This is a genomic window from Carboxylicivirga sp. (genome assembly GCF_982718395.1).
Map to the genome: position 1 here is coordinate 49,889 of NZ_CEXQWX010000006.1, position 25,028 is coordinate 74,916.

At 36.9% G+C, this 25,028-nt stretch carries 17 protein-coding genes and 1 pseudogene; 6 read left to right on the forward strand and 12 right to left on the reverse strand.

Annotation, left to right across the window (positions count from 1 at the left end; translation table 11 throughout):
- Positions 1-175: 175 nt before the first annotated feature.
- A complete protein-coding gene (locus AC4MRQ_RS02610) occupies positions 176-886 on the reverse strand; it encodes a hypothetical protein (RefSeq protein WP_491196081.1) in 711 nt (236 codons plus the stop codon).
- A 425-nt stretch (positions 887-1,311) separates the two neighbouring features.
- Here AC4MRQ_RS02610 and AC4MRQ_RS02615 point away from each other — a divergent pair, with 425 nt between their 5' ends.
- Positions 1,312-1,620 (forward strand): cupin domain-containing protein, encoded by a 309-nt coding sequence (locus AC4MRQ_RS02615; RefSeq protein WP_491196082.1) that lies wholly within the window; start codon positions 1,312-1,314, stop codon positions 1,618-1,620.
- 247 nt (positions 1,621-1,867) lie between these two features.
- On the opposite strand, the gene AC4MRQ_RS02620 is transcribed toward AC4MRQ_RS02615, so the two are convergent.
- From AC4MRQ_RS02620 to AC4MRQ_RS02645, 6 genes are all read right to left on the reverse strand, one after another.
- On the reverse strand, positions 1,868-2,299 hold the full coding sequence (locus AC4MRQ_RS02620; RefSeq protein WP_491196083.1) for a hypothetical protein: 432 nt from the start codon (positions 2,297-2,299) through the stop codon (positions 1,868-1,870).
- Positions 2,296-3,231, reverse strand: coding sequence for an alpha/beta hydrolase (locus tag AC4MRQ_RS02625; RefSeq protein ID WP_491196084.1), 936 nt, complete (start codon positions 3,229-3,231; stop codon positions 2,296-2,298). Before AC4MRQ_RS02625 ends, AC4MRQ_RS02620 begins: the two co-directional genes overlap by 4 nt.
- Entirely contained in the window at positions 3,228-3,833 is a 606-nt protein-coding gene (locus AC4MRQ_RS02630; RefSeq protein ID WP_491196085.1) for a hypothetical protein, read from the reverse strand. Before AC4MRQ_RS02630 ends, AC4MRQ_RS02625 begins: the two co-directional genes overlap by 4 nt.
- On the reverse strand, positions 3,823-4,101 hold the full coding sequence (locus AC4MRQ_RS02635) for a DUF2089 family protein (RefSeq protein WP_491196086.1): 279 nt from the start codon (positions 4,099-4,101) through the stop codon (positions 3,823-3,825). The genes AC4MRQ_RS02630 and AC4MRQ_RS02635 overlap by 11 nt, the downstream gene beginning before the upstream one ends.
- A gap of 215 nt (positions 4,102-4,316) precedes the next feature.
- Positions 4,317-4,931, reverse strand: coding sequence for a class I SAM-dependent methyltransferase (locus AC4MRQ_RS02640; RefSeq protein ID WP_491196106.1), 615 nt, complete (start codon positions 4,929-4,931; stop codon positions 4,317-4,319).
- 152 nt (positions 4,932-5,083) lie between these two features.
- A complete protein-coding gene (locus AC4MRQ_RS02645; RefSeq protein WP_491196087.1) occupies positions 5,084-5,935 on the reverse strand; it encodes an AraC family transcriptional regulator in 852 nt (283 codons plus the stop codon).
- 219 nt (positions 5,936-6,154) lie between these two features.
- Here AC4MRQ_RS02645 and AC4MRQ_RS02650 point away from each other — a divergent pair.
- From AC4MRQ_RS02650 to AC4MRQ_RS02665, 4 genes and pseudogenes are all read left to right on the forward strand, one after another.
- Positions 6,155-6,457: pseudogene (locus AC4MRQ_RS02650) on the forward strand (DUF1330 domain-containing protein).
- A 65-nt stretch (positions 6,458-6,522) separates the two neighbouring features.
- Positions 6,523-7,185 carry an oxygen-insensitive NAD(P)H nitroreductase gene (gene nfsB / locus AC4MRQ_RS02655; protein WP_491196088.1) on the forward strand — a complete coding sequence of 221 codons (663 nt, stop codon included), beginning with the start codon at positions 6,523-6,525 and terminating at the stop codon, positions 7,183-7,185.
- Positions 7,186-7,190: 5 nt separating this feature from the next.
- Positions 7,191-7,988: an SDR family NAD(P)-dependent oxidoreductase gene (locus tag AC4MRQ_RS02660; protein WP_491196089.1), complete on the forward strand. Its 798-nt coding sequence runs from the start codon at positions 7,191-7,193 to the stop codon at positions 7,986-7,988.
- A gap of 8 nt (positions 7,989-7,996) precedes the next feature.
- Positions 7,997-8,872, forward strand: coding sequence for a radical SAM protein (locus tag AC4MRQ_RS02665; RefSeq protein ID WP_491196090.1), 876 nt, complete (start codon positions 7,997-7,999; stop codon positions 8,870-8,872).
- A 93-nt stretch (positions 8,873-8,965) separates the two neighbouring features.
- Here the strand turns inward: AC4MRQ_RS02665 and AC4MRQ_RS02670 are convergent, their stop codons facing one another.
- The 5 genes from AC4MRQ_RS02670 to AC4MRQ_RS02690 are packed head-to-tail and all read right to left on the reverse strand — an operon-like array spanning position 8,966 to position 22,794.
- Complete coding sequence (locus AC4MRQ_RS02670; RefSeq protein WP_491196091.1) at positions 8,966-9,406, reverse strand: DUF4625 domain-containing protein; 441 nt, start codon at positions 9,404-9,406, stop codon at positions 8,966-8,968.
- Positions 9,406-10,272: a hypothetical protein gene (locus AC4MRQ_RS02675; RefSeq protein ID WP_491196092.1), complete on the reverse strand. Its 867-nt coding sequence runs from the start codon at positions 10,270-10,272 to the stop codon at positions 9,406-9,408. Before AC4MRQ_RS02675 ends, AC4MRQ_RS02670 begins: the two co-directional genes overlap by 1 nt.
- 25 nt (positions 10,273-10,297) lie before the next feature.
- A complete protein-coding gene (locus AC4MRQ_RS02680) occupies positions 10,298-11,824 on the reverse strand; it encodes a RagB/SusD family nutrient uptake outer membrane protein (protein ID WP_491196093.1) in 1,527 nt (508 codons plus the stop codon).
- Positions 11,825-11,835: 11 nt separating this feature from the next.
- Positions 11,836-14,955: a SusC/RagA family TonB-linked outer membrane protein gene (locus AC4MRQ_RS02685; RefSeq protein ID WP_491196094.1), complete on the reverse strand. Its 3,120-nt coding sequence runs from the start codon at positions 14,953-14,955 to the stop codon at positions 11,836-11,838.
- Between the two features lie 51 nt (positions 14,956-15,006).
- Complete coding sequence (locus tag AC4MRQ_RS02690; RefSeq protein ID WP_491196095.1) at positions 15,007-22,794, reverse strand: S8 family serine peptidase; 7,788 nt, start codon at positions 22,792-22,794, stop codon at positions 15,007-15,009.
- Between the two features lie 434 nt (positions 22,795-23,228).
- Between AC4MRQ_RS02690 and AC4MRQ_RS02695 the strand changes: the two genes are divergently transcribed.
- Complete coding sequence (locus AC4MRQ_RS02695) at positions 23,229-24,857, forward strand: tetratricopeptide repeat protein (RefSeq protein ID WP_491196096.1); 1,629 nt, start codon at positions 23,229-23,231, stop codon at positions 24,855-24,857.
- Positions 24,858-25,028 lie beyond the last annotated feature (171 nt).

A 25,028-nucleotide genomic window follows, 5' to 3' on the forward strand; every position in this document is an offset into this window, starting at 1 on the left:
AGGCTGATTAATAAGAGACTTCTCATATATTGGAGTACAATAAAAATTAAATATCTTACTTAACTTGTTCAAACAGCAATCCTGCAGATTCAATTTCAAGGACTTATCTCAACATTGATTGATGCGTAAAAAAGTACAGGTGCAAACCTGTACTTTCTAATAGAAACATTATTAATTATCCGTTATTGCGGTTTCTTTGCTTGCGATTGCGCTCCTTGGCCCGCTTTTTCATTGCCTGCTTTTGCTCCTCTGTTAAAGTCTCCTGTATTGCCTTACGGTTCTCTTTCATTGATTCCATATTGGCTTTTCTTAACTCACGCTGCTCCTCAGTTAAAGTTGCTTTTAAAGCTTCCTGCTTTTCTTTTCTGCTTAAGTCATTGTTTTCCAAGATAGCTAACTGCTCATCCGTTAAGGTTGCTTCAAAAGCATCACGGTTAGCTTCTTTTTCTGACTTAGCTGCCGCAACCAATTCCTTTTGCTCTTCACTTAACGATTCTCTAAACTCTTTACGTTGCTCTTCCTTGTGGGCCTTAATTGCTTCTATTTGCTCATCACTAAGTGTGGCTCGTAATGCTTCTCGGTTAGCTGCAGCACTTTCTTTATTGGCTTGTCGCATGGCTACCTGCTCTTCAGTTAAGGATTCCATAAAAGCCTTATGTTTTTCTTGTCGGCTCATCTCTTTATTATCCAAAATAGCCTGTTGTTCCTCAGTTAGTGTTGCTTTAAAAGCTTCATGATTGGCTTGCTTCTCTGCTTTGTGTTCTGCAACCATTACCTTTTGTTCTTCGCTTAGAATGGGACCGCTGGCTCCATCTTGTGCATTCACTATAAATCCATAGGACATAAATACTAACGCGGTAACAAATACTTTAAAATAATTTTTCATGATCCTTATTTTTAATGATGTGATTAATTGTGTTGTTTACTTCATTACCGCATGCACAGATATTTACCCTACCATTTATTTTGAAACAAAATGGCTATTTGACATTAAACAACTGATAATAAACACTTAAGGAAATTCATTTCTTATTACCATGCATATTATAACGATTATCGTAACTAACAACATTTATTCTGAAAATTTAGAAGCCTCTCTCTGAAATTTCAGAATTGTAACTATTAAAATTCAGAGTGGACACTCTGAAAAGTTAGAGTGGGTACTCTAAATTTTCAGAATGATAACGTTAAGATTCCAGAATAAGCTTAATGACATCTGTTTTTTGTCAAAAGTAAATTCATATGGATTTTGCAATTCGTCACTTCTAATAAAAATCCATAAATTGCCACTCAACAAAATGACTACTTCCTATGCATTATCCTTATTCTGATAAAACAGAAGTTTTAAACAACAACGAAGCCCTCGGTTATTTGCTGGCTTCGACCCAACATAATGATTTTGTCGAATTACAAATTCAAAAAAATGGCTTTGTACCGCCCCATGCTCTTCCTATCGATGTGTGTTTTTATATAGTGGAAGGAAGTGGCGAGATCAGTATTGAAGACAAAAGTATTCAAGCTCAACAAGGCGATATGGTGCATGTGGATAAAAATCTGCAACGCGGTTGGCACAATACATCTGATGCATTACTAAAACTGTTAGTGATTAAGCAAAAATAGGTTTCGATCTTTGTAATATCTGACAATTATTGCTAAGACTCATTACTTGCTGACATAAGCTCTGAGGTCCAGCTTTGTTAAGACTCCTCTCAACATCCGGAGAGAAATCTTGAATTAATACATTACTCGCCATCTGACTAATAGATATCAAATAAACTAGCCGGGCGATGAGTAATGTCATGACAAACCAAGTAGGCAACAAGTGATTGACTTTTTGGGAAAGTAATTCGTGTAATTGCGATTAACACTAATTCTCTGCTCTACCTTTAGGTAATTTCGAACTAATATATGCCGCCAGTTCATCAGGGGCATTGGTGCCAATCCACACCTTCAACTTTTTATTCTTTACAGAAAGCTCAATGGCTTTATTGCCAGAAACATTGTAGAGTATCGCTCCTGGTCGAAAACGTATGCCCCATCCTAAAGGCATATACTTGATAGCTTTACAATAATTAATATCTTTTAAGAGATACTTTCCTTTAATCAATCCAATACCAAAAGAGAAACGTACATGGCTATTGTCTACCTCAACACTTAGTTTATAAAACAACAGAAGTACAATAAACAATGTAGTGACTATGCTTATTGCTATAAGTAATTCAGGAAAGTAAATAAGATTAAATGCTGCTACAAGTGGTATTAAAATGATAAACACCCATCCCATTTGTGTCTTTTTCATCGTCTCTCATTGATAAATTCAACAACTTTTGCAATCAGTTCCTTATTGACAGGAAGTTCAGGATTCCGGTATGATGCCATATTCTCTTGAATATCACCACTAATTGTTTTCAGTACATGGTTCATATTTTCAATTAACTCAACCTGACCTTGAGATGTTGCTTTAGCAAGTCGTAATGCTTCAGACTCGCCAACCTGCAGATCTTTTTCGCCCTGAACTACCAGCGCCGGACAAGATAATTTAGTCATTAACTCAGCAGGTGAATACTTAAACCATGATATCAAATAGTTTTGAACCGAAGGACGAAAAAGTGCAAAAAACTGGGGCGGAACATTATTTACACGATCGCCTTGTTTCAGACTATCAATAATACTCTCGGTTTGCTCATACATTGCTGGTGGTAACTTTGGGTGTAGCTGGTTTTTAATTACAACATCAGCAGGATTTCCAGCTCCACATAAAGAAACAAACCCCGAAACATTTGTTTTTTGAACTGCTAATAAGCCAATTAGTGATCCTTCACTGTGGCCAATGACATATATTTTCTTGTAACCATTATCCTTGCAATAACTCAATAGAGTATTCACATCATCCGCAAAATCTTCTATTCGTAATTCTGACTCATCAAATCCTGTATAAGCACTTTGGGCTATTCCTCTTTTATCAAAGCGTAAAGTGGCCACATTATTCTCCACCAGTGCCTGCGACAAATACAGTAAGCTGTTATTTTGTAATCCCGGTTGATTTCCATTCAAATCAGTTGGCCCTGAACCGGCAATAATAAGTGCCATACATTTGTCTTCATTTATCGTTGGTTGCGACAATACAGCATGCAAGTTTACCTCTCCACTTTTTATAGATAAAGTGTCAGATGTTTGAGCCGACAGGCTCATTGCCATTGCAACAACAGTTAATAACACTAGGGATTTCATGGTAAATAGTTTTTGATTAGTAAATAATTAAGTACTAAGCCTAAAATGATTGATATCACTAAACTCACAATGAATACACCGGTTAATCTTCCACCTTTTAAATTGGCCGAAACTTTTAAAGCGTTAAACATGAGAGCTACTAACCATACTGTTAGTAATAGCGTCAGAATGATTAAAATAACAGCCATTATTAAATCGTATGTACTCAAGGTAATTGGATCACCTATTTTCATATAGGTCCACTGTAAGTATTTTCCCAATTGATCTAAAGAATCGGGAAATCCGGTAAAAGCAGCCAGCAAGTATGGACTGCGGGCCAAAGCTTGTGTGCCAATAATATCAATCAGGCGAACCTTTGACGAAGAAAATAAAATAGCAGCCAGGAAAAAAACAATTGATACAACCATCCAATTGAGCAAGCCCTGAATAAGAAAATACCAAATGGATATTTCAGGACAGGTTTTAACAGACAAAACACCGGGGAAATGGGTACCACTATAATAACCTGTCAGAGAAGTTAAAATGATTACGGTAAGGCCTATCAGTAAAGACTTTTCACCCGCAATCCTTTTAAAGAGATTATAATAAAAATCAATCTTCATTTTGTAACTGGTTTAGTTTATGTATTAGATCGTCCAACATGTTTCTCACTGTTGGATAACTGAGTTTTAATTTTCCTGCCATTACTTTTAAGCTACCGCTACTCTTTACAAAATCAAGGATAAAGCTTTGCTCATTAGGTTCGAGTTGAAGCAAAACAGGTAACTCAAATAAACCGCTAATGGTAGTATCACAGCTTTCACAATGTAAACTTTGAACTTTTAAACTATTACTGCAGCTCGGACATTGGATGGGTAACTTCTTTTTCATGTAAATTATTTTACACAAATGTAACCAATATTTTAATTTTCACAATTTAATTTTTAATTTATTTAAACTCTTATTTAATTTTATTCATTTGATTGTACATCGGACAAAAATAAAAGACGGTAACGAATGGTAAATTTGGGGTGAGAGATGTGAAAAACAATGAACCCCGGGTGCATATGGCACCCGGGGTTCATCTATTTTGTATACAATAAAAACTAACCGATTTTCCGCCCAATAAATCGTATCACAGAGCTTTTACCAACATGCCCGAAACCTTCATTAAGAGTAGTCATTTCCTTTGATAATTCGATGAATTCGTAATTACTAAAATCTCGCTTGATTTCGTCTATTGAGTACATCATATTAGCATCCGGAGGCCCACCAACCGAGGGATTAACCCTATTAAGTTCACGGTGCTCTTTGCTAAAAGCCTCCATAATAATATGTCCACCAACTTTAAGATAGCTATCAAGTCGCTTGTGCATCTCCGTTTTTATCTCTTGTGGAAAATGGACAAAAAACATCCCAATTGCGTCGAATTCTCCAACATTATAATATTCTTCCAAAAAGCTGCTCAGTCTATAATCTATCGACACGCTTTTAGAAGCTGCCAGCTGGTCAGCACGTTCTTTACCTTTTACACTAAAATCAAAAGCAGACACCTCCCACCCCAACTGGGCGGCATAAACAGAATTACGTCCCTCTCCTTCCGCAGGGAAAAGAATCTTTCCTGCTTTTAGTAATGGTAATTTCGCTTCTAAATAGCTATTTGGTGCTTCCCCGTATGCAAATTCATTCTGGCTATATCGTTCGTCCCAAAAATTTTTCATCACATATATTTCATTTTAACTACTATATCATATCAAATTTACATCAATCAAATATAACGATTGAGGCAATGGTAGAAGTGGGTATTTCATAACGAATACCCATTTTTTGTTTTAAACTATAGTTATCAGATTGTCATTGAATGACACTGCAATTATGCACACACAGATCCACTATTCTTAAATTGCTTGACTGTCATGCCATACTCTTTCTTAAATGAGCGCGACAAATGACTGCTATCTGTAAAATTCATTTGCCAGGCAATTTCTTTCAGGCTCAGGTCGGTGTGCAACACTTTTGTTTCAACAATTTTAAGTTTTGATTTTAATATATAATCCACCAGACTCAAGCCTGCTTGTTTTTTGAAATACTCTGAAAAATAGCTTTTGGAGATACCAAATTTATCAGCCAGGTTATTTAAGCGAAGTTTATCGCTATCCAATATATGCGTATTGATATAACGCAGTATCTCACCAAACCGGTTATCTATTTCATTAGCCTGATCAACATACTTCTTTTCAATACTTCGCGCAAGAATATTCAATATAGAGGCCACGGTTCCTGCAATAATTGATTCTGAATAAGCATCAGCAGCCAGATACTCCTGGTAAATGGACTTGATATTATTGATGATGAATTGCCTGTCGTGCTCTGAAGCAATAATATCGCCAGGTACTTTATTATAATTTGCAATCACATAGGCAATTTTGTCAAACCAAGCATTATAATCGGTCAGATTCGTATTCTTCTGAAAATAATGGTCGGTAAACCGTATAAAGTAAAAACGTGATGGTTCGGATATTTTGAACGAATGACAATCCAATGGTGGCAAAAAAAAGATATTGCCTTCCATATATTCAAACTCATGCTGGTTAATACATTGGCTACCCCTCCCCTTTTCAATAAACACAATCTCAAAGAAATTATTCTTATAAGGACGCTTCGTCCACTCGACCAGATCTTCAATATGAATCTCAAACATTTTTTCAATCGCCTCCGTTCGCATTGTATCTATATAAGTTATTAATGTACTTTTTACCGCATAAAAATAGATAATCCTTTATTAAAACAACAATAACATACTAATAACTATCATAAAACCAATTCAAATACAATTTAATCCAGTTTTAATACAATAAACTTACAATATCCGTAGGTTATTTTTGTAACATCAATATTTCCAATCGAATTAGGACAAAACTATTAATAATTAAACCATAGAGTTATGAAGTATTTTTCTGTATTAGATGTTACCCCAACAAGCGATGAATGGATACCTGCTTATATTGGACCAACCAATAAACTGGTTGCCAAATACGGCGGTAAATACCTTGCTCGTACCAGCAGTCATGAACAAATTGAAGGTGATTAAAAGAACGCTGCCTTAAGAATTGTAATTGAATGGCCATCAAAGCAAGCAGTAATGGATTTTATGAGTGATCCTGAATATGTACCACATTTAAAAGCACGCACAGATGGTTCTGTTAGTCACCACTACCTAATTGAAGCCAAAGATGAACTTGAATAAAGAGGTATACTATATACTAATAGATTTCAAATAAACTTAATTAGACCACTCAAAAAAGAATCGTCATGAATATATCGGAGGTATTATACAAACGCTATTCAACCAAAGAGTTCGATCCCAATAAAAATATATCTGATGAGGATATGAAACAAATTAAGGCACTATTACGCATGAGCCCATCCAGCACCAATATTCAACCCTGGCATTTTATTATTACTGGCAGTGAAGATGGCAAAACACGTATTGCCAAAGGAACACAAGGATTCTATCAATTTAATGAATCAAAAGTAAAAGATGCCTCACATGTTATCATTTTCTGCGCTAAAACAGATGTTGACAATGACTATATGTTACGCTTACTTAAACAAGAAGAAGATGACGGCCGTTTCCCTAATAATGAAATTAAAGAAATGGTGTTTGGAGCCCGCAATATATTCGCCAACATGCACCACTACGATATGAAAGACCTGCAACACTGGATGGAGAAACAAGTGTACATGAATATGGGTAATCTGTTGTTGGGGGTTGCTGCATTAGGTATTGATGCTTTGCCAATGGAAGGAGTTGACATGAAACAAATTGATGAAGAGTTTGGTTTGCGTGATAAAGGCTATACTGCTGTTGCTGTTATTTCATTGGGTTATCGCACAGAAAGTGACTTTAACTCACCTGAAAGAACGCCAAAATCACGCTTGCCTGAAGAAGAGATTTTCACCATTATAGATTGAGTAGTATGAAGAAACATATTTTAATCACAGGCAGCACTGATGGCATAGGCAAACTGGCTGCTATAAAGTTTGCTAAAGATGGTCACGCGGTGTATGTTCATGGCCGTAACAGCCAAAAAGTAAGCGCGACCATCAAGGAAATCAAATCACTATCACACAATGATATGATTGAAGGTTTTATTGCTGATTTCTCAGATCTAACCGCCGTAAAGCAAATGGCGAAGCAGATTAGTGAACAAGTTTCACAGCTGGATGTAGTAATCAATAATGCTGGTATTTTTAAGAGTTCGGTAGCTTCCAGCAAAGAAGGTTACGACTTGAGGTTTGCAGTTAATTACCTGGCTCCATACCTGTTAACCAAAGAATTTCTTCCTTTACTTAAGAAAGGTGCCGATGCCCGACTTATTAATCTGAGCTCGGCTGCTCAGTCTGAAATATCATATGAGGCAATGCTGGGTAAAAAAGCAGTTACTGTCAATTCTGCTTATGCTCAGAGTAAACTGGCCTTAACCATGTGGAGCTTTTATTTAGCAAATCAATCCAACAAGGTTTCTGTGATTGCAGTCAATCCCGGTTCATTACTTAATACAAAAATGGTTACCGAAGCCTATGGTCAATATTGGTCTTCAGCTGATAAAGGTGCTGACATTATATATGAACTATCCATTAGTGATAAGCATAAAGGTGTAAGCGGCCAATATTTTGATAATGATGCCGGTATTTATAATAAGGCACATGCTGATGCCTATAACGATGAAGCGATTAAGAAATTAATTGAAATAACCGAAAAACTAATTGAATAGTAAGAACGATGAAATATACAAGTCCGGTCTACCGTCCACCATACGAAGCTAATAGCCTGCTATTGCAGGTAACTGTTGGATGTGCACATAACAGGTGTACGTTTTGCACAATGTATCGTGATGTAAGGTTCTCTGTTGAGAAAATTGAACAAATTGAAGATGATTTAATAGAAGCGCAACAGCTGTACCCTGATACAAAACGCATCTTTCTGGTAAATGGCGATGCTTTTGTATTATCTGCCAACCGTTTAAAACCTATTGCCAAATTAATTCACAAATACCTGCCTAAGGTTGAAGTGATAACGATGTATGCATCCATCAACAACATTAAAGGAAAATCAGACAAAGAATTGGTGGAGCTAAAAGAACTAGGAATTAATGAATTATGGGTTGGTGTTGAAACCGGGCATGCCTCAACTCTGAAATATTTGAATAAAGACTTTTCTTTGGAAGATGCCGAGCTACAATTAAAGCGTTTAAACAAAGCAGAAATACAGTTCTATTTCGGTTTTATGTTCGGAGTTGCCGGACATAATATGGGCATCAAAAATGCTATTGATACAGCTAAACTGATTAATGTGACCAAACCTTTAGGCATTGTTCCGACCACCCTCGGTGCTTTTGGTGATGGCCAACTAGCAAAAGATATTGAGAATGGACTATTTGAGCCTGCTTCAGAATTAGAAGTTCTCGAGGAGCAGAAAAAACTCATTGAATTAGTAGAGGTTGATACTCATTATATGGGGATTCACGGCATTAACACAGTTAGCTTTGATGCAAAATTGCCTCAGCAACAAAAATTGTCTATTCTGAAAATCGAAAATGATATTACTAAACTTGATGAAGAATATCTAAATAGTGTGCCGGTTCGTAAGTCCATATAACAAGCTTTAGTTTGTGAAAATTCCATGATATAAAAAAGAGGCTAAGAATTTACATTCCTAAGCCTCTTTCTTTTTACAGATTGTCCTAAACCTTTACTCTATAATAATATCAACCTCTGCTCTGGCAGGATTCTTTGCCAGATCATAGATGTCAAATTTCAAACGATAAATGCCTGACTGGATTTGAACGGGGATATAATCACCAAAGAGTACCATATCTTTAACTTCCTGGTATGTTTCAGAAAGTGGAATCACCATTTCTTCCGGTTCCCAGGGCGTATCAATACCTTTTAAACCAGCACTGCCTGTTGGTTCAATCCCTTCAATAAATTCAAGATTTACCCGGCACTCTTTTAAAGCAACATCATCTCCAAAAACTGCATCCAGTTTTAAAGCTGTTCCCCTACTATATTCTTGTTTTTCAACAGGAGTATTTAATGTTACATATGGTGCTGTGCTATCTCCCTCATCTTTGCTACAACCAATTACCAAGGCTAATAGCAATAAGCCAATTATATATTTTGTCTTTTTCATTATAAATCTTTTTTAATTAATTTGGTTTCTGTACAAGCTTCAAAAGGATTGTATAGCCCATTAACTTTATTAAATGCTCCCCACATTTTTACTATTATAGTTCCATCCTCATCATAGGTCGCAATTACATCATCTTCACTATAAACTACATATCCGCCATCCAGAACTCCCCATTTATGTATAAAAATCGGTTCGTTAGTATCGTCTTTAAACTCATAAATCATTTGAGGACTAATAGCTATTTCTTTTTTCTCAAAGTCAACAACCCCAATAATGGTGTGACCATAAGCCCAAAAATTGTAAATCTCAACCTGGTTATATGTATTTTCAACTTGAGTAATTTTTATATAACCATATCTGTCCCAGTAACCTTCTTCCTCATAATCAACCTGTCCATTGAATATGCTATTATCAACCTGGTTAAACGAACCAAATAAATACGTATCCTCAAATACGGGAGGCTCGTCGGTTATAAAACTATTAACCTCACTGAAGGCAAAACCATTCGCTGAGTATGTATACGCTTTATAGAAATACTCAGTACTTCCAACCAGTTTATCTACCCAATAATTGAATGCCAAGTCTTCTTCTACTGCTGTAATAGTTCTATTTAATGAATCCGGGAATGTTTTGTCTTCGCAAACAAAAAATCCACTTTCCAGAATTTTTTCGTCACCCTTGAGAGTAATGTCTGCCAATAGTTTAACACGATCGAATGATATACTATCATTACTTGCACTTAATACCGGCAATAACTCAGGGGATACCTTATTATATTTATCTGCATCAATCGTTTCATCGCAGGCAGAAAATCCCAGCAAGATGCTAATCCAAAGTATGCAGAATCCTATTAATCTTAATTTCATCTTCTTCTAATTCTTGCATTAATAATTAATCATTCTGTTCGCTCTCATCAATATGAACGTTATCCTGAAGTTCACGACGAGGGATCTGAAACACCCAATTATCAGCACCAGCTTTAACTTCAAATTGTGCCGGAATACTGTGGTTTGAGTTCTCATATGCTCTATTGATACCTTTGTACAAACGCTTAAGATCAAAATATGAGAACCCTTCACCCCATAGTTCTATCCGTCTCTGATGCGCAATATAATCCACGTCAACTTCAGTCATGTTCCAACCTGGCTGACGATTCTCCATTAACGGTTTAATCGCCTGAGCTGCCACATTGTTTTGTTCCATTTGAGCATAAGCCTCTGCTTCAATTAAAATCATTTCAGCAGCACGCATATAAGGGTAATCCTGTGTCCAGTTTTCACTCCAGCCAAATTTTAGACTTGCATACGGTTCCTGAATGTTTGGTGCAGTAGGTATATACGACTTAAAACGCTCATAATCTTCCGGAGATAAGCCATCCGGTCCATTGAATAATTGCTTTCGCACATCTTCATTTGGAATGCTTTCATACAATTCGTAATCGATCAAACGTGGTGATAATATACCTGCATAACCCGGACTATTATTGGATATATGCGAGAACCAAGATACCAATGTTGTCTGAGTTTCTTCAGAATGATCAAAACCCCAGATCCATTCCGGATTATTTAGATCCTTAAAACCACTTTTAAGCTCATCCAAATCCATCAATTCATAATTTGAATAAGCCAGGTTCGCACACTGGGCAGCTTTACTCCAATCTTGAATAAGCAGGTAGTAACGGGCAAGTAATCCATTTACAACATCCGTATTTGCGCTTCGTTTGTTGGTTTCCCTATCATAGTTCTCCAACAAAACAAGGGCATAATTAAGATCATGGCCCACCTGCTCCAGAACTCGCTTTACCGTATTTCTTCCTTTTAACTGATCCCTTTCTTCTTCGGACACCTCATCTATTGCAGAAAGATAAATTGGAACACCTGGCGCATCCATATTTAGATTGCCTTTTGTATTGATTTCCTGGTAAAGTTGAATCAGATACAGATAAGACATTCCTCTGATGGTCATTATTTCACCCAGACAACTTTTATAGAACTCATCTTCTGAATCCATTAGCTCCATTAACCCTATTGTGCGGTTTGCGTTAGCTATCAAGGTATAAAAGGTATTCCAGATATATGCAGTCCTAACAAAAGGTGCAGAACGATATTGATGTAAATAATCCCATGAAAAATAATGACTTACAGGTTGAGATATATCCTGACACATCATATCGGTTGCATGCAGCATAGCTGTAAAATTAAAAGAGTCATGGCTTCCTCCATTTTGGTACTCAACCATAAAGGAATAAAGTCCATTAACCAGTGCTTTTAATTTTTGTGGATCTTCTTTTATCAGCTCTTTTAATTCACTTTCGCTGATACCGGTAGTATAATCGGTTTCTAAATATTCGTCATTGCAAGATGCCAGTGAAATTAACAGCACCAATACTATCGCTTTTATTTTTATCAAATAATTCATAATCCTCTAAATTAAAGTTCAAGTGACAGCCCTAATGAAATTGTTCGCAATGCAGAATAGTTAAAGCCGACAGCTCCACTTAAGCTCTGACGGGGGTCTAGTCCTTTTCTCTGCGATTTAAGCCATAAATTATCTCCTGAGAGAAACACACGACAACTTTTCATATTGAAACGAGATAATAATCTATTAGGTAGAGTATAACCCAAAGTAACATTTCGTAAACTAAAGTAAGATGCCGATGTATAAAAACGATCTGACGCGGAGTTGATATCCTGATAGTCGTGCATCAGAATTGGAACCTCTGAATTTGGATTGTTTAGTGTCCATCGCTTAAGCATATCTCGATGATAATTGGTACCCGGCCTGCTACCCATTAATAACTGATAGTTACTGTCCATAACTGTTCCCCCGATTTGGAAAGCCGTTTGCAAGGATGCATCGAAGTTTTTATATGAGAAATTTGAACCAAGTCCTCCTGTAACATCAGGTATCGAGCTTTTACCTGTTTTACGTAAGGTAGCATCCTGCACACTTTCAACAGTTGTGCGTATGGCATTACCATAATGATCGTATTCATAATGATAATACAAGGCTTTACCTGTTTCCGGATCAACACCTGCATATTCATAGTCATGAAAATCATAAATTGACCCACCTAACTCACGCCAAAAAACACCTTCTGCATAACCATTCTGATCCTTATTCTCAGGAAGTTTTAATAGTTCATTCTTATAGTGTAAAGCATTAATGCTTATACTCCAGTGAAAACCTTGCTTTTTTATCAAATGAGCAGTCAGATCAACCTCTACCCCGGTATTTCTCATATCCAGGTGATTAGTCCATATATAACTTGGTAGTCCTTCAGATAGAGGTAGCTGGTATTTGAATAATAGATCTTGGGTTGTTTTAATAAAGAAATCTGCACTCAGGTTAAATCGCTCAAATACGTAACTGTCCAAACCAATATTAAAGTTTTTACTTTTTTCCCAAGTCAAATCAGGATTACCCCTTGAACTAAATACTACACCTGCCTCTCCTCCTATATCAGCAACAATATACTGATCTTCGTATCCATACCAGGTACCAATATTATCATTACCCTGTGTTCCGTAACTGGCACGTAATTTCAGATTATTAATAAATGAAATGCTTTTCATAAAATCTTCCTCTGAGATACGCCAGGATGCACCTGCAGACCAGAAGTTACCCCATCGACTATCGGCATGAAAAACCGATGAGCCATCACGACGAAAACTACCCGAAACATAATACTTATCTGCAAGGTTGTATTCAAGACGACTTAAATAACCCTCCAATGCATATTCACTAAAACCAGAAGTCAAGCTTCTGTATGAGGTAGCATTAGCAAATTCCGGATTATAGGGATTATAGAAATTAGCCATGTTACCCGAAAGGTTATTATTTTTATTGCGCTTTGTTTCATGACCAATAAGCGCCTTTATTGAGTGCTTACCAATTACCTTGTTATAATTTAATAGCTGGTTGAAGTTTGTTGCTGTATAGCGCTGACTGGTTTTATACCCCAATCCACCAACAGCAACCGCATCGCCACCAATGGGTGTCATAAAGGTTGACATGTTATTAAGGTACAAATCATACGCCCCATTTACCGTTAATGTCAAACCTTCAATGATGTTAAAATCAACTGTGCCTCGCAGGTTAAAGTTATCTGCTTTGTTATCATTGATATTAGCCTTAGTTGTGGCAACAGGATTAGCCATGGCTGCAAACGGACGGCCCGTTTGTTCACCATAATCATATAGCCTATTCCCATTATGATCTTGCACCTGCTCTCCGGTGTTAAGATCATATAAATACACTGGGTAGATGGGAGCTACTGATTGTACAAACATAAACAAGTTACCCTGGCTTGCACCACTTGCCGATACTGAATTCTGTATAGTACCGGAATAGGCGATATTACCAGATAGTTTTAACCATCCTCCAAATTTTTGATCTATCTGAAAACGTGCATTTAAACGTTCAAACTCAGACCCATCAACAATCCCTTCATCAGACAAATAGCCAAATGAAGCACGATAGGTGGAGAAATCACTACCTCCGCTAAAACTTAAATTATACTCTTCGCGAATTCCCTTGTTAAACGGTTCTGTTTCCCATTCATGGCCCCATTTTTTATCTTTGGCTGCCGGATTAATACGCCCTGTGAAGGGATCAATCAGCTTGTTATCAGCTACTCCATGATATACATTGTATATGAGACTATTAGTTATAAGATCATTTGATGCTTCGATGCCAGCATCGGCATAACTATATGATCGCGCATAACTATTTCGCAATGCTTCCCAGCTAAGTTCATAATATTCTGCCGGATCCGTTACAATGTCATAATTTGGCACACCTCGACTATTAACTCCATAACGAGAGCTAAAATTAATCTTAAAAGCACCCGACTTACCTTTTTTTGTTGTGATAAGAATAACGCCGTTCGCTCCCCTGGCACCATACATTGAATTGGCAGCTGCATCCTTTAACACATTTGTATTAGCAATATCCTGCGCAGGAATTGAATTAAGAGATCCTTCGTAAGGTACACCATCCAAAATAATGAGAGGAGATTTAGAAGCCGAAATGGATCCTAAGCCCCTAACGATAATTTGTCCTCCTGAACCAGGTTGACCTGAACTTTGAGTTACCTGAACACCAGCCAGACTTCCTTCGAGAGATTTAGCCAGGTTAGCAGACTGCATCTTGGTTAAATTCTCTCCTTTAATTGTACTGGATGCTCCTGTAAATGAGCTTTTCTTGGTCGTACCGTAAGCAACAGCAATCACTTCATCCAGACCAATCATATCACTCTCTAAAGTAACAACATAGTGACCCCTTTGGTCTAGTTTTACAACCTGCGTTTGCATTCCAATAAAGCTAACCTGAATACTTTCAGTGCTTTCATCAATAGTTAAGGTAAAATCACCATCTATCCCGGTTACTGTTCCAATGGAAGTTCCTGGAACAATAACTGTCACCCCAGGCATTCCCATATCTGTGTCTTTCTCAATTACCAGTCCGGTAATTGTTCTTTCCTGGGCATGAGAAACTGTCAAACCAGTTATTAACAATACCCAAATCAATATTATCTTTTTATACATCTAATTCAGAATTAAATGTATGCACCCATATAGGGTGCATACCCAGATATTCTATTGTTTTGTAAACTTCTTAACTATCTTATTGTCAGAAGATGATAACTCAATAAAGTAAAGACCATTCTTCAAATCAGAAACATCAATTCCTTGCTGAAGTGCATTTAACTGGACACTACCGTTTTTAACACACTCACCAGTTGAAGAAATGATTCTATAAACAGACTCCAATTCAAACCCACCGCTTAAAGTGATATTAAGAACATCATCAACAGGGTTAGGGAATATTTCAATTGAATTGGCATCAATTTCATCCATACCTACTCGCAGAATGATGTTGATGGTAGCATCAATTTCTAATTTTGCTCCATGAGGATCTTTAGCACTAATAGTAAGAACGGTTGCACCTAACGCCAATGGTTTAATGATTAATGAATTGTCATTTCTGAAATATTCAATGTTATCATTGTCAGCTGCTACTTCAAATTCAAGCTCTTCCCCATCAGGATCAGCTATATAGTCAAGCAGATTTAAAGTATATTCCAAACCTTTATCCAACTGGTAATTCAGATCAAATTCTTTCACCACCTCTGGAGCCCTGTTTACATTAATTACGTTTACTATAAATGTATATGTATTGGAAAGTCCTTTAGAATCTTCTCCTTTAATAGATACACGGTGGACACCTGCGTCGGTAAAGTCAGGAGTAAACTGAAGGTTCATGTTTTGACCATCAAACTCACCGGTAACAAATTTATAGTCTTCAGCCATTTGAAGCGTGTATTCCAAATCTCCATAGTGAGAAGCATAAAGTACAAAGTCCAAAGTGTCATTTTCTTCAATCTCAATAACGAAATCTTCAGCAATGTTATATGTTGGTCCGGTATTTTTGATGAATTCTGCCGACACCCTTTCTACAGGATTATTCGGATCGTTTGAATGAATAAATACTTTAGCTTTATTAATAGTATTAAACACTCTTGAAGCATGGAAATCAAAACTAATATCCATGGTTCCTCCTTGTGGTACCACACCTTCTATAACTGATGGTAATAACCATTGAGGGTCGATCTTTTCTGTTTCTACAGCCTTAATCATCCAACCTTCGTTACTAACTCCCAGTTCTGTTACCGGACGGTATTTAAAACCTTTCGATCCAAAGAAGTTACCATCTTCATCTTCTGAGGCAATCTCGCCTAAGGCAGCTGGAGAAATCATTTCTTTCGCATATACTATTCGAATGTAGAATGTTTCTCCGCCCTGAATCATTACAGGTGTATCCAGATCAATTACGTCTTTGACAACCTGATTATTGAATAAAGGCGTATCGTAGCTATAATTAACACGTTGACTATAGATCAAACCTGTTTTCAGGAAATCATCGTCTCCAGCAAATACCTGAATGATATAATAACTTTCAAGCAGATTACGATAAGTGTAGAAGTGTTCCAACTGGGAGAAGCAGAATCCGTCTTCAGGAGCAACTAAACGCGATACAATGTGTACATCTACCTCATCAGATCCCCAGCCAAAGGTGTGCTTAACTTCTTCAGATAATAACTGAGTTAACACACGCGATTCCTGACTCGCTTTCATGGATGACTTTGATTTTACCTTATTAGCAGCTTCCAGCTTAACGGCACTGCTGGTTGATTGAATGCTATGGCTGGTACCTTCATAGTCTGCATAACTATCAGCTATCGACATGTAATTATACTCGTAATCGACATCAACCGTAAATTTCAAGTCATTTTCTCCTGCAGTATTACTTAATGTAATGGTTTCATTACCTACAAAAGTATCATCAAGGGCATAACTGTTAATGCTTTCTTTATTAATACTCATTGTTGGAGCTAATACCTGATTAGCCGTAAAAGTCACTTTTATCTGATGCTCTTCAGCAACATCCTCCAATTTTAAATCAGTAATTTGCTGGCGCGTCAAGCCCTTAACTACTTCATAATCAACAAATATAATTTCCTCCGATAGCTCTTCTACCTCTGTAGGACGGAATTTCAGACTAGCGCGTCCTTCCAATTTACCCTCTGCCGGAATAATCAAAGGAATTGGTTCAGGATTAAAGAAATCGAAAGTATATGTTGGTAAATCTTTAACGCTCATGTAAGAAAACAACAAGTTGCCCCCCCTTGATGGCACCCATGTCATCAATTCAACTTCTATCTGTTCCTCCGAATAGCTCGAACTAAAGATCTTTCCAATGCGGAAATCTTTATTCCCATGATTCTTAAATTCGAAATTAAGTACCCAACTGTCATCCTCCGGATTATAGGCATTTACATATTCTTCGTCTATAACATCCCTCACATAGATATCGCCAAAATCATATAACTCCTGCATATCCAGATCAGATTCACCACCCACAGTCAGGTTAAATGGAATAGTATATAAACCATTATTAACTGTGTTATTGATGATGGTTACATTCTCAGTATAGTCGCCCGCATAAATATTTGTAGCGTCGGCAATGAAATTATGGGTTTTACTTTCACCCGGCTGTAATACATTCTTTCTATAAGGATGGAATTCAATTGCCGTATCGTCGTCAACAAACATTGACCTGAATGATATAATCTCGCCCTGCGTGCCATCCTCATTCTCAATTCCTATAGCACAAGAGCTGGGAACAGCAGTGAATATAACATCCTGGAAATCATATTGGAATTTAATGATTCCGTCTTCCCTTAGAATTACTTGCCATGAAATTGGCCCTGTTGACATGTTAGTACCATCAGTAAACGAACGGTATTGTACAATAACCTTGTCATCGAATTCCTGGTAATAGATTCCGGCATCTTTATCATCAACCAGATTATTATACACGAAGCCAAACATTGGGGCAATGATATTATTAGGCCCTTCCTCCGAAGGAACCCGGATACCTCCTTTTACGTAGGTCTCAGTTTGCTCTGTAAAAGATATAAGACCACTATACCCAACATACATTGTGTCATAGTCTGCTCCGTAGTAATTAAAAGTCCAAGGTAATTCAACCTTATTCCAATAATCATCATAGGTACTAACATCCATCGATTTCAACTTTGTACCAGTTGAAGTAATATCTATCCATTCGTAATGAACACTCGGATCTAATTTCTTCTTGAAACTCTGATATTGAATATCTTCAAGTTCAATTGAAGACTTTAAAGCCGATTGTTCTTCGTAAACAATTGAGGTACCTTTTACACCATATATTAAATCACCCAAACCAGAGTTGGTTATGGTAAAATTGGCTGTTTCTTTAGTACCCGCCATTAATGCCACATCAACACTTTCTTTATCAGTTGTAATTAATGGTGCATCAATAATATTGCTATGCAACACAATTGAAAAGTTATCTGCATCATTTAGTGTGACTTCAACTGTTGCATTAAATTCACCTACAACATCTGATTTTGCACTTACAGCAAAGGTTTCGATCACCTCGGCAGGCAATGCATATGGGAATGTAACATCGGTAACAATCTCAAATTTGTCTGCATCATCACCTGATAATACTATATTGGTAATAGTTCCGGGAGCACGGCCATCATTACGAATCAATAGTTTTTCAAATAATTCTGACATATGGTAATTCTCTCCGAAATCAATGGTGTCTTGATTAATGCTAAGATTTGGGTCACCTCCTTCAGTCACATTAATATTTGCCTTAAAACTAAGGAACGGTTTAGTTGGTATATTCGTTAAAATTGGTAGATACTCCTCGTATGACTGCTCGTTCAAAATACTTGTCGAAAGAGTATAGTCAAGAGTAACCGACTCATCCTTCATCAATATGCCCGAGGCATTAGTAATTGATGTAAATAGTCCTAGCCCAGGATTAATAAATCTAACATTAGTTCCTTGTTTGATCTCTATTTGATTACCTAAAACATGGTTAGCTACTATTGCATCGTCCTGCGTTATATCATGCGCCCAGACAGACCAGTACTTGGTATGGCCATATCCATCTAATTCTTTGTAACGAACCTCCATATTACCATTTTTGTGTAACACAAGCTGGTAGGTTATCAGGTGGTGTGTTAGTTTTAATGTCTCCCAATCGAATAAACTTTTTGGTATATCCTGATATTGAACAACAAAACGGTCGCCAAAATCCTGATAGAAAATCCTACTGTTAATGTTTGGATCAAAAAGTATGGGTTCACCTACTGCACAAAAAGCTCTGGTCGGGCTGTATTGATTCAGAGGCCCCATTGGGGTTTGGTTAAATGAACCATCCTCAGTAAAAGCTATAACACTAAATGGAGATATAAAAGCTTTGCGCTCCATCTTTCCGTAAAACGGGAATCCAAAACTAAGCTCCACCTCGTGTAACCATTTAGGATCGACACGAGTAGCAATATCCGGAATTTCATAACCCGTGGTTGAAATCTCATCCCACGAATTATCATATTGTGTTAACTCAATGAAATAACCAAACTTGCTCACATTGGCCACTTCTCCATCAAAGTCTAAAGGTTGATCTGCAAACTTTGGAATGAAATATTGTAATGGGTAATCACCATCATTTTTAATGGTAAACGCTCCGGTTAATTCGTCTGCTATAGTGATACTGTCAAACACTTCCTCAGCCGGTGTCATAGTACAATAAGGTGCATTAATGGCATTACCGGTTACCCTTATTATGTACTCATAAGGTGTGGTATTACTATATAATCTTATGTAACTATTAAATGGTCCTTCTTTTGTAGGCTTATAACCAACCTTAAATAGAACTGATGAAAGCGCTTCAACGTTACTTATCTTAGAATATTTACTTCCATTCAATAAGGTTTCTCCAGAACCATGTCTTATTTGCCCTAATGAGAAATCACCTAAACCTGAATTTGTAATGAAAGCATCAACATGTTTTTCTGTTCCAATCATAACCCTGCCAAAATCTACCAGAGTTGTTCCGGTAGTTTGTGGTTCATGCCCCTCTACAACTGTCTGCATACGGAAACCAAGCATTTCATTATCTGAATCGTTGGTATGTACATTAACATCAAAGTTGTAAGTACCATTGATTACGTTGACTACATCAATGTTATATGTTATCGTATCCTTTTTATCATCTTCTGTACTATAAATACGGCCATTATCCTGAGGCAGACTTATAAATTTGTTGCCTTGTGAGAAATAGCTCATTGCTTCCACCATGTAAGCAAATCCATCAAGATAAACATCGGCAAGCGATCGCCATGATTTACCATAGTCAGAACTATAATAGCAGTTTTCTCTACCCCAGCCCTTTTCTTCTTCGAATGCAATAGCTAAAGGATATTTGTGGCCTGTTGGCGGATGCACAACAACCCAGAAATAACTGCCTTCTTCAAAATATAAATGTCTGGTCAACTCATGTCTGGTGGTTTGCATTAAAACATTAGTCGTAAGAGCCTGACGATGTCGCAGCTTGGCTGTTGCAATATCACGCCCCTCAAAGATCTCAAGTATCGTTTCTTCACCAGTTTCTAAAACAACATTTAACCTGGCTGCAATATGAGTCAGGTTAAATCCTTTTCCTTCCTCGCTATCCAGTGCAGTTGTTACTTTGTAACGCGTAGCTGATGAACTTGGATCTTCCTCGTAAGCTTCACCAATATTGTAATAAGATGATGCTTTCATGTAACCTTTGTAGATAGCTGTATCCGGATGCTGGTTGTAATCTACAAGTGTTTGATATGGAGCAGTCACATAAGACTCTATTTGGCTATCTTCACCACTAACAGCTGTACTTTTTAATCCTGGCAATGGTAAAGACCATTTTGATTCCATTGTAAAATCAAAATTAGTTACCCAATCCAAAATACCTTCTCCATCATTACAAAGCATAAACTCACCCTCTACCTGAGAATCAATCTTTGTATCAATCACATGCTTCACGTAACCATATTTACCATCGGGATGATCATTAGAGTCTACAGAGTCAGTACTGTTAACTTCGAGCCTTGCTATTGGTCCGGCTGTTGTCTGACCTTCTACTATATTTGAAAGAAGTGATTTATTACCCCATTTATCTATTGAAATGACGCCAATATAATAATTGGTTAAAGCCGAAAGATTACTTACTTCATAAGTTGTAATTTCACCCACTACTTCGCCTTTGCCTGCTTCTAATCTTTGGTTCGGTGTCGTTGTCAGATCTCCAATGCTAAAAGGTGTTTCGGAATAGTAAATATCATAAAACTCAGGTGAGCGATCATAACCTGTTGCCGGAACTGTAAATTGAAATTCAAATAAATCCTGGCTAAAAGCTTTTATTGAGAGGTCGCTAATGGCACTTGGTCCTGCATTTGTTTTTTCATCTAATGCATAAAGGGCATTAATATTTCCTTTTCCAAGTTCGTTGTAATATTTATGCTCCTCAGGAAACTCTCCATAAATATCATCGACCGAACCTTCAAGAATTGCAAACAATTCATTGTTAGTCAGGTTTTCGTCTTTCATATATGATACGATCAATGCTGCAACACCGGAAACATGGGGAGTAGCCATACTGGTACCTTCAAGCCAACCATAACCACCATCAGGTGTAGTACTGAATATACCATGGTGCAACGGAATGTCTTTCTCTTCTTCATTCAGTTCATCATCATTATCCATATCACCTCCAGGTGCAGATATATTGATCCAATTACCATAATTTGAGTAAGACGCTTTTTCATTCTTAAAGTGTATTGCTCCTACAGTAAAAACCTCAGGCATATAACCGGGATATAACTCCCCATCTCTATTAGAGTTACCCGCAGCAAAAATTACAATTCCACCTTTCAAAGGACTTTCTTGATAATTTCCTGCTTCTTCGATAAAATATTTAATCCCTGCTTCTACAGAAGCTTCACGTGTTCCCGGGTTAGGATATCCCCAACTATTTTGTGAAATCACAGCTCCATTATCAGCAGCGTAAACAAAGGAATTTCCAATCCCTCCCTGGCTGCTTCCATCAAATATCTGACAGCTCATCAGGCGTACACCATCATCATTACCTGTACCACCTGCAATACCTGCACAGCCTATATTATTATTATTGACAGCTCCGATAGTTCCCGCTACGTGAGTTCCATGGATATCTGGTGTAATCTGACCTTTATTTGAAGCAAAATTAAAGCCATACTTATCATCTTTATAGCCATTAAGATCACTATCAACACCACTTCCTCCTTCGATTTCTTCCTGATTAGTCCACATGTTATCCTTTAAGTCAGGATGCATGTAATCAATTCCCTGATCATGAACAGAAACAATAACTGAACGATCACCGGCACACTTTTCCCAGGCTTCGAATAAGTTAATGTGAGCAAGGTCAAAACGATCTAAAGCTCCTGTAGGAGCGTAATGGTAATGTTGATAAAGTAATTCATCATTAAACTTGAATTCTTTAGTGGTGAGGTCATCACTTGACGCAGATTTAAGATTTCCTGTATAAGGAACAAACTTACTTTTATGCAGACTTTTCTCGCGAATTTTCTCGGATATCTCAATAACTGACATATCACCAAAAACTTTCACAACTTCATTTAACTGAGCATCTGATGAATAATCAATTTCATACCACAAGTGTAATTCATGCTTGCGATGCTTTTCTTCATGCTTCTCACTATAAGGAAAGACCCTTCTGATATTTGTTGCGCGGTAATAAGTTAACGCTTCATCCATCTCAACAATACCAACCTTGGTACTTTCCGTTGATGTTGATTTCAACACCGCTAATTCTATATCGGGCTTAATCTTTACCCGGAATGTTCCTTGCAGATACCCATCTTTGTAAACCTGTTGCGCATTAGTTGCAACAAGGGATAATAAAAGGATGAATACTGACAAAATACAACTTCTTGCTTTGTTCATCTTCGTAGATTTATTTTTAGTTAAATTTTGAATTTATACCTGAGACCTGAACATCATAGCTCAACCTATATTCGTGATAAAAAAGGAAGGCGATAAACATTAAAATAACCTCAACCTGTTAAAGAAGAACTTGATCTTTTGGCCTCCTGTGCTTGCAAAGCAGTTCTATTTTGCCATAAACACCAAAGTAATTGCCTTAGAACAACCTCTCCAAGACCTTAACTTATCCTCATCAAAGAGCACATATTGTTCATTACCACATCTCACCAAATCTTATAACAACTTGATAATATGCACATAACCACCTCTCATATGATAATTTACAAGGCAATGTGTAGCTACAGATATTTTTTCAACATTAAGGGAGGACAATGATATTTTCAAGTACTTTTGAGGTGTCAAAACCGACCAATAAATAAAAAATTGTCACTAAAATGCTAAAAAAGATTTCTTTAAAATTCCTTGCATTAATCAGTGCACTTTTAGTTTGCTGGCAAACAGGCGCCAATAATACAACCAAAGAAGATAGCCTGATAGCAGTACTTAACAATTCATCGTTAAAAGCGGATCGCTACCAGATTTTTCTTCAATTGGTAAAACACACAACTGCATATGATCATAAAAAATCTATCTTTTATGCCACACAAGGCGAATTATTAGCTCGCAATAACGATGACATCAAATGGCTGGCTGAATTCCAAATACAAAAAGGTGGCGTTTATTATTACCTTTCCTCCTACGACAAAGCTCTGGATAATTATCTAAGTTCAACTAGAAATTTCAAGAGCCTGAATGATAACGTAAATCTGATTAGATGTTATAATAACACTGGCCTGATCTACGACAGAATTGAAGAATATGAAAAAGCGATTGAATATTACCAGTTAGCCGCAGATCATTACAATGAACTTAATGATACAACTCAGAATAAGTATGCTCGCTATTTGCCTCAGCACTATAATAATATTGCAAGCGCATATAATAAACTTAAACAAAAAGATAAGGCATTAGAATACTATAATATGGCACTCGATGAGGCTACAAAGATCAATTTCCGCCATATATTAGGAGCCATTTATAACAACTTGGGAATTATTGAAATTGAGAATAAGAATTATCCGGCAGCCCGTTTATACCTTGATAAAGCCATTAAAATACGACTTGAGGATAATGAATCCATAGGTATTTCACAATCATATAATGTTTTATCTCAATACTTCTTTAATACCAACCAATTAGACAGTTCCTTATGGGCTGCCCAACAATCACTATCCATATCCAAAAAAGCTGATTTACTTGAACTACAAAAAGCGTCCTATAACTTATTCTCCATGATCTTTGAAAGGAAAGGGTTATATAAAAGGGCATTGAATGAGCATAAGGCTTTTAAACTCTTAAGCGACAGTATCAGCAATGAACACAAAATAAACCGAATTGGCCAATTGGAGATTACTCATGAGTTGGAACAGATTGAAGAAGCTAATAAAATTGAGAAAATTAAGCTTGAATATCAAAATACGATCTTGATTCTGGCACTAGCAGTGATCGTATTGGTGTTTGTTTTATTAGTGCGTCTATACAAGGTGCAGAAAAACAAGTTGAATAAAGAGAATACTAAACTTAAACTTAATGTAGATACGAAAAATCGTGAACTGACAACCAATGTCATGCAAAGGGTGCAAAACCACCAGATAATCACCGACATAGTAAAAGAACTTTACTCATTAAAGAAGGATATTGGTTCTAAACATAAAGATCAATTACAAAAGATAATTGTTAATCTGCAATCTCGATCTAACAAGGAAATATGGCAGGAATTTGAACTTCGTTTCAACCAGGTTCACACTGATTTCTTCGGCAATATTAAAAAAAGACACTCGGATATTACAACTTCAGAAAAAAGACTTTGTGCTTTATTGCGTTTGAATATGACCTCAAAAGAGATAGCAGCAATCACTAACCAGACCATCAGAGGAGTTGAAGTAGCCCGAAGCAGATTAAGAAAGCGGCTGGATCTAACGGGTAAGGATGTAAGTTTAGCCAGTTATCTTGAGTCCTTTTAAGCAAAGCCTACTGTAACAAGCCGCAAGTGAGCGATATGTAAAGGTTCAAAGCTCACTTCTTGTATTAACGCCTTTCCCAAGGTGAAAGATGTAATGAATGACCGAATAATTAGCAGAGTAGAGTAATCTACAAAGTAATTGCATTATCAGAGTAGCATTTAAAACAAAGGC

What these genes read in the sequence shown, in the direction of transcription:
- AC4MRQ_RS02610 (WP_491196081.1), bottom strand. Translation starts at nt 886, where the DNA reads ATGAAAAATTATTTTAAAGTATTTGTTACCGCGTTAGTATTTATGTCC.
- AC4MRQ_RS02615 (WP_491196082.1), top strand. Translation starts at nt 1,312, where the DNA reads ATGCATTATCCTTATTCTGATAAAACAGAAGTTTTAAACAACAACGAA.
- AC4MRQ_RS02620 (WP_491196083.1), bottom strand. Translation starts at nt 2,299, where the DNA reads ATGAAAAAGACACAAATGGGATGGGTGTTTATCATTTTAATACCACTT.
- AC4MRQ_RS02625 (WP_491196084.1), bottom strand. Translation starts at nt 3,231, where the DNA reads ATGAAATCCCTAGTGTTATTAACTGTTGTTGCAATGGCAATGAGCCTG.
- AC4MRQ_RS02630 (WP_491196085.1), bottom strand. Translation starts at nt 3,833, where the DNA reads ATGAAGATTGATTTTTATTATAATCTCTTTAAAAGGATTGCGGGTGAA.
- AC4MRQ_RS02635 (WP_491196086.1), bottom strand. Translation starts at nt 4,101, where the DNA reads ATGAAAAAGAAGTTACCCATCCAATGTCCGAGCTGCAGTAATAGTTTA.
- AC4MRQ_RS02640 (WP_491196106.1), bottom strand. Translation starts at nt 4,931, where the DNA reads ATGAAAAATTTTTGGGACGAACGATATAGCCAGAATGAATTTGCATAC.
- AC4MRQ_RS02645 (WP_491196087.1), bottom strand. Translation starts at nt 5,935, where the DNA reads ATGCGAACGGAGGCGATTGAAAAAATGTTTGAGATTCATATTGAAGAT.
- nfsB (WP_491196088.1), top strand. Translation starts at nt 6,523, where the DNA reads ATGAATATATCGGAGGTATTATACAAACGCTATTCAACCAAAGAGTTC.
- AC4MRQ_RS02660 (WP_491196089.1), top strand. Translation starts at nt 7,191, where the DNA reads ATGAAGAAACATATTTTAATCACAGGCAGCACTGATGGCATAGGCAAA.
- AC4MRQ_RS02665 (WP_491196090.1), top strand. Translation starts at nt 7,997, where the DNA reads ATGAAATATACAAGTCCGGTCTACCGTCCACCATACGAAGCTAATAGC.
- AC4MRQ_RS02670 (WP_491196091.1), bottom strand. Translation starts at nt 9,406, where the DNA reads ATGAAAAAGACAAAATATATAATTGGCTTATTGCTATTAGCCTTGGTA.
- AC4MRQ_RS02675 (WP_491196092.1), bottom strand. Translation starts at nt 10,272, where the DNA reads ATGAAATTAAGATTAATAGGATTCTGCATACTTTGGATTAGCATCTTG.
- AC4MRQ_RS02680 (WP_491196093.1), bottom strand. Translation starts at nt 11,824, where the DNA reads ATGAATTATTTGATAAAAATAAAAGCGATAGTATTGGTGCTGTTAATT.
- AC4MRQ_RS02685 (WP_491196094.1), bottom strand. Translation starts at nt 14,955, where the DNA reads ATGTATAAAAAGATAATATTGATTTGGGTATTGTTAATAACTGGTTTG.
- AC4MRQ_RS02690 (WP_491196095.1), bottom strand. Translation starts at nt 22,794, where the DNA reads ATGAACAAAGCAAGAAGTTGTATTTTGTCAGTATTCATCCTTTTATTA.
- AC4MRQ_RS02695 (WP_491196096.1), top strand. Translation starts at nt 23,229, where the DNA reads ATGCTAAAAAAGATTTCTTTAAAATTCCTTGCATTAATCAGTGCACTT.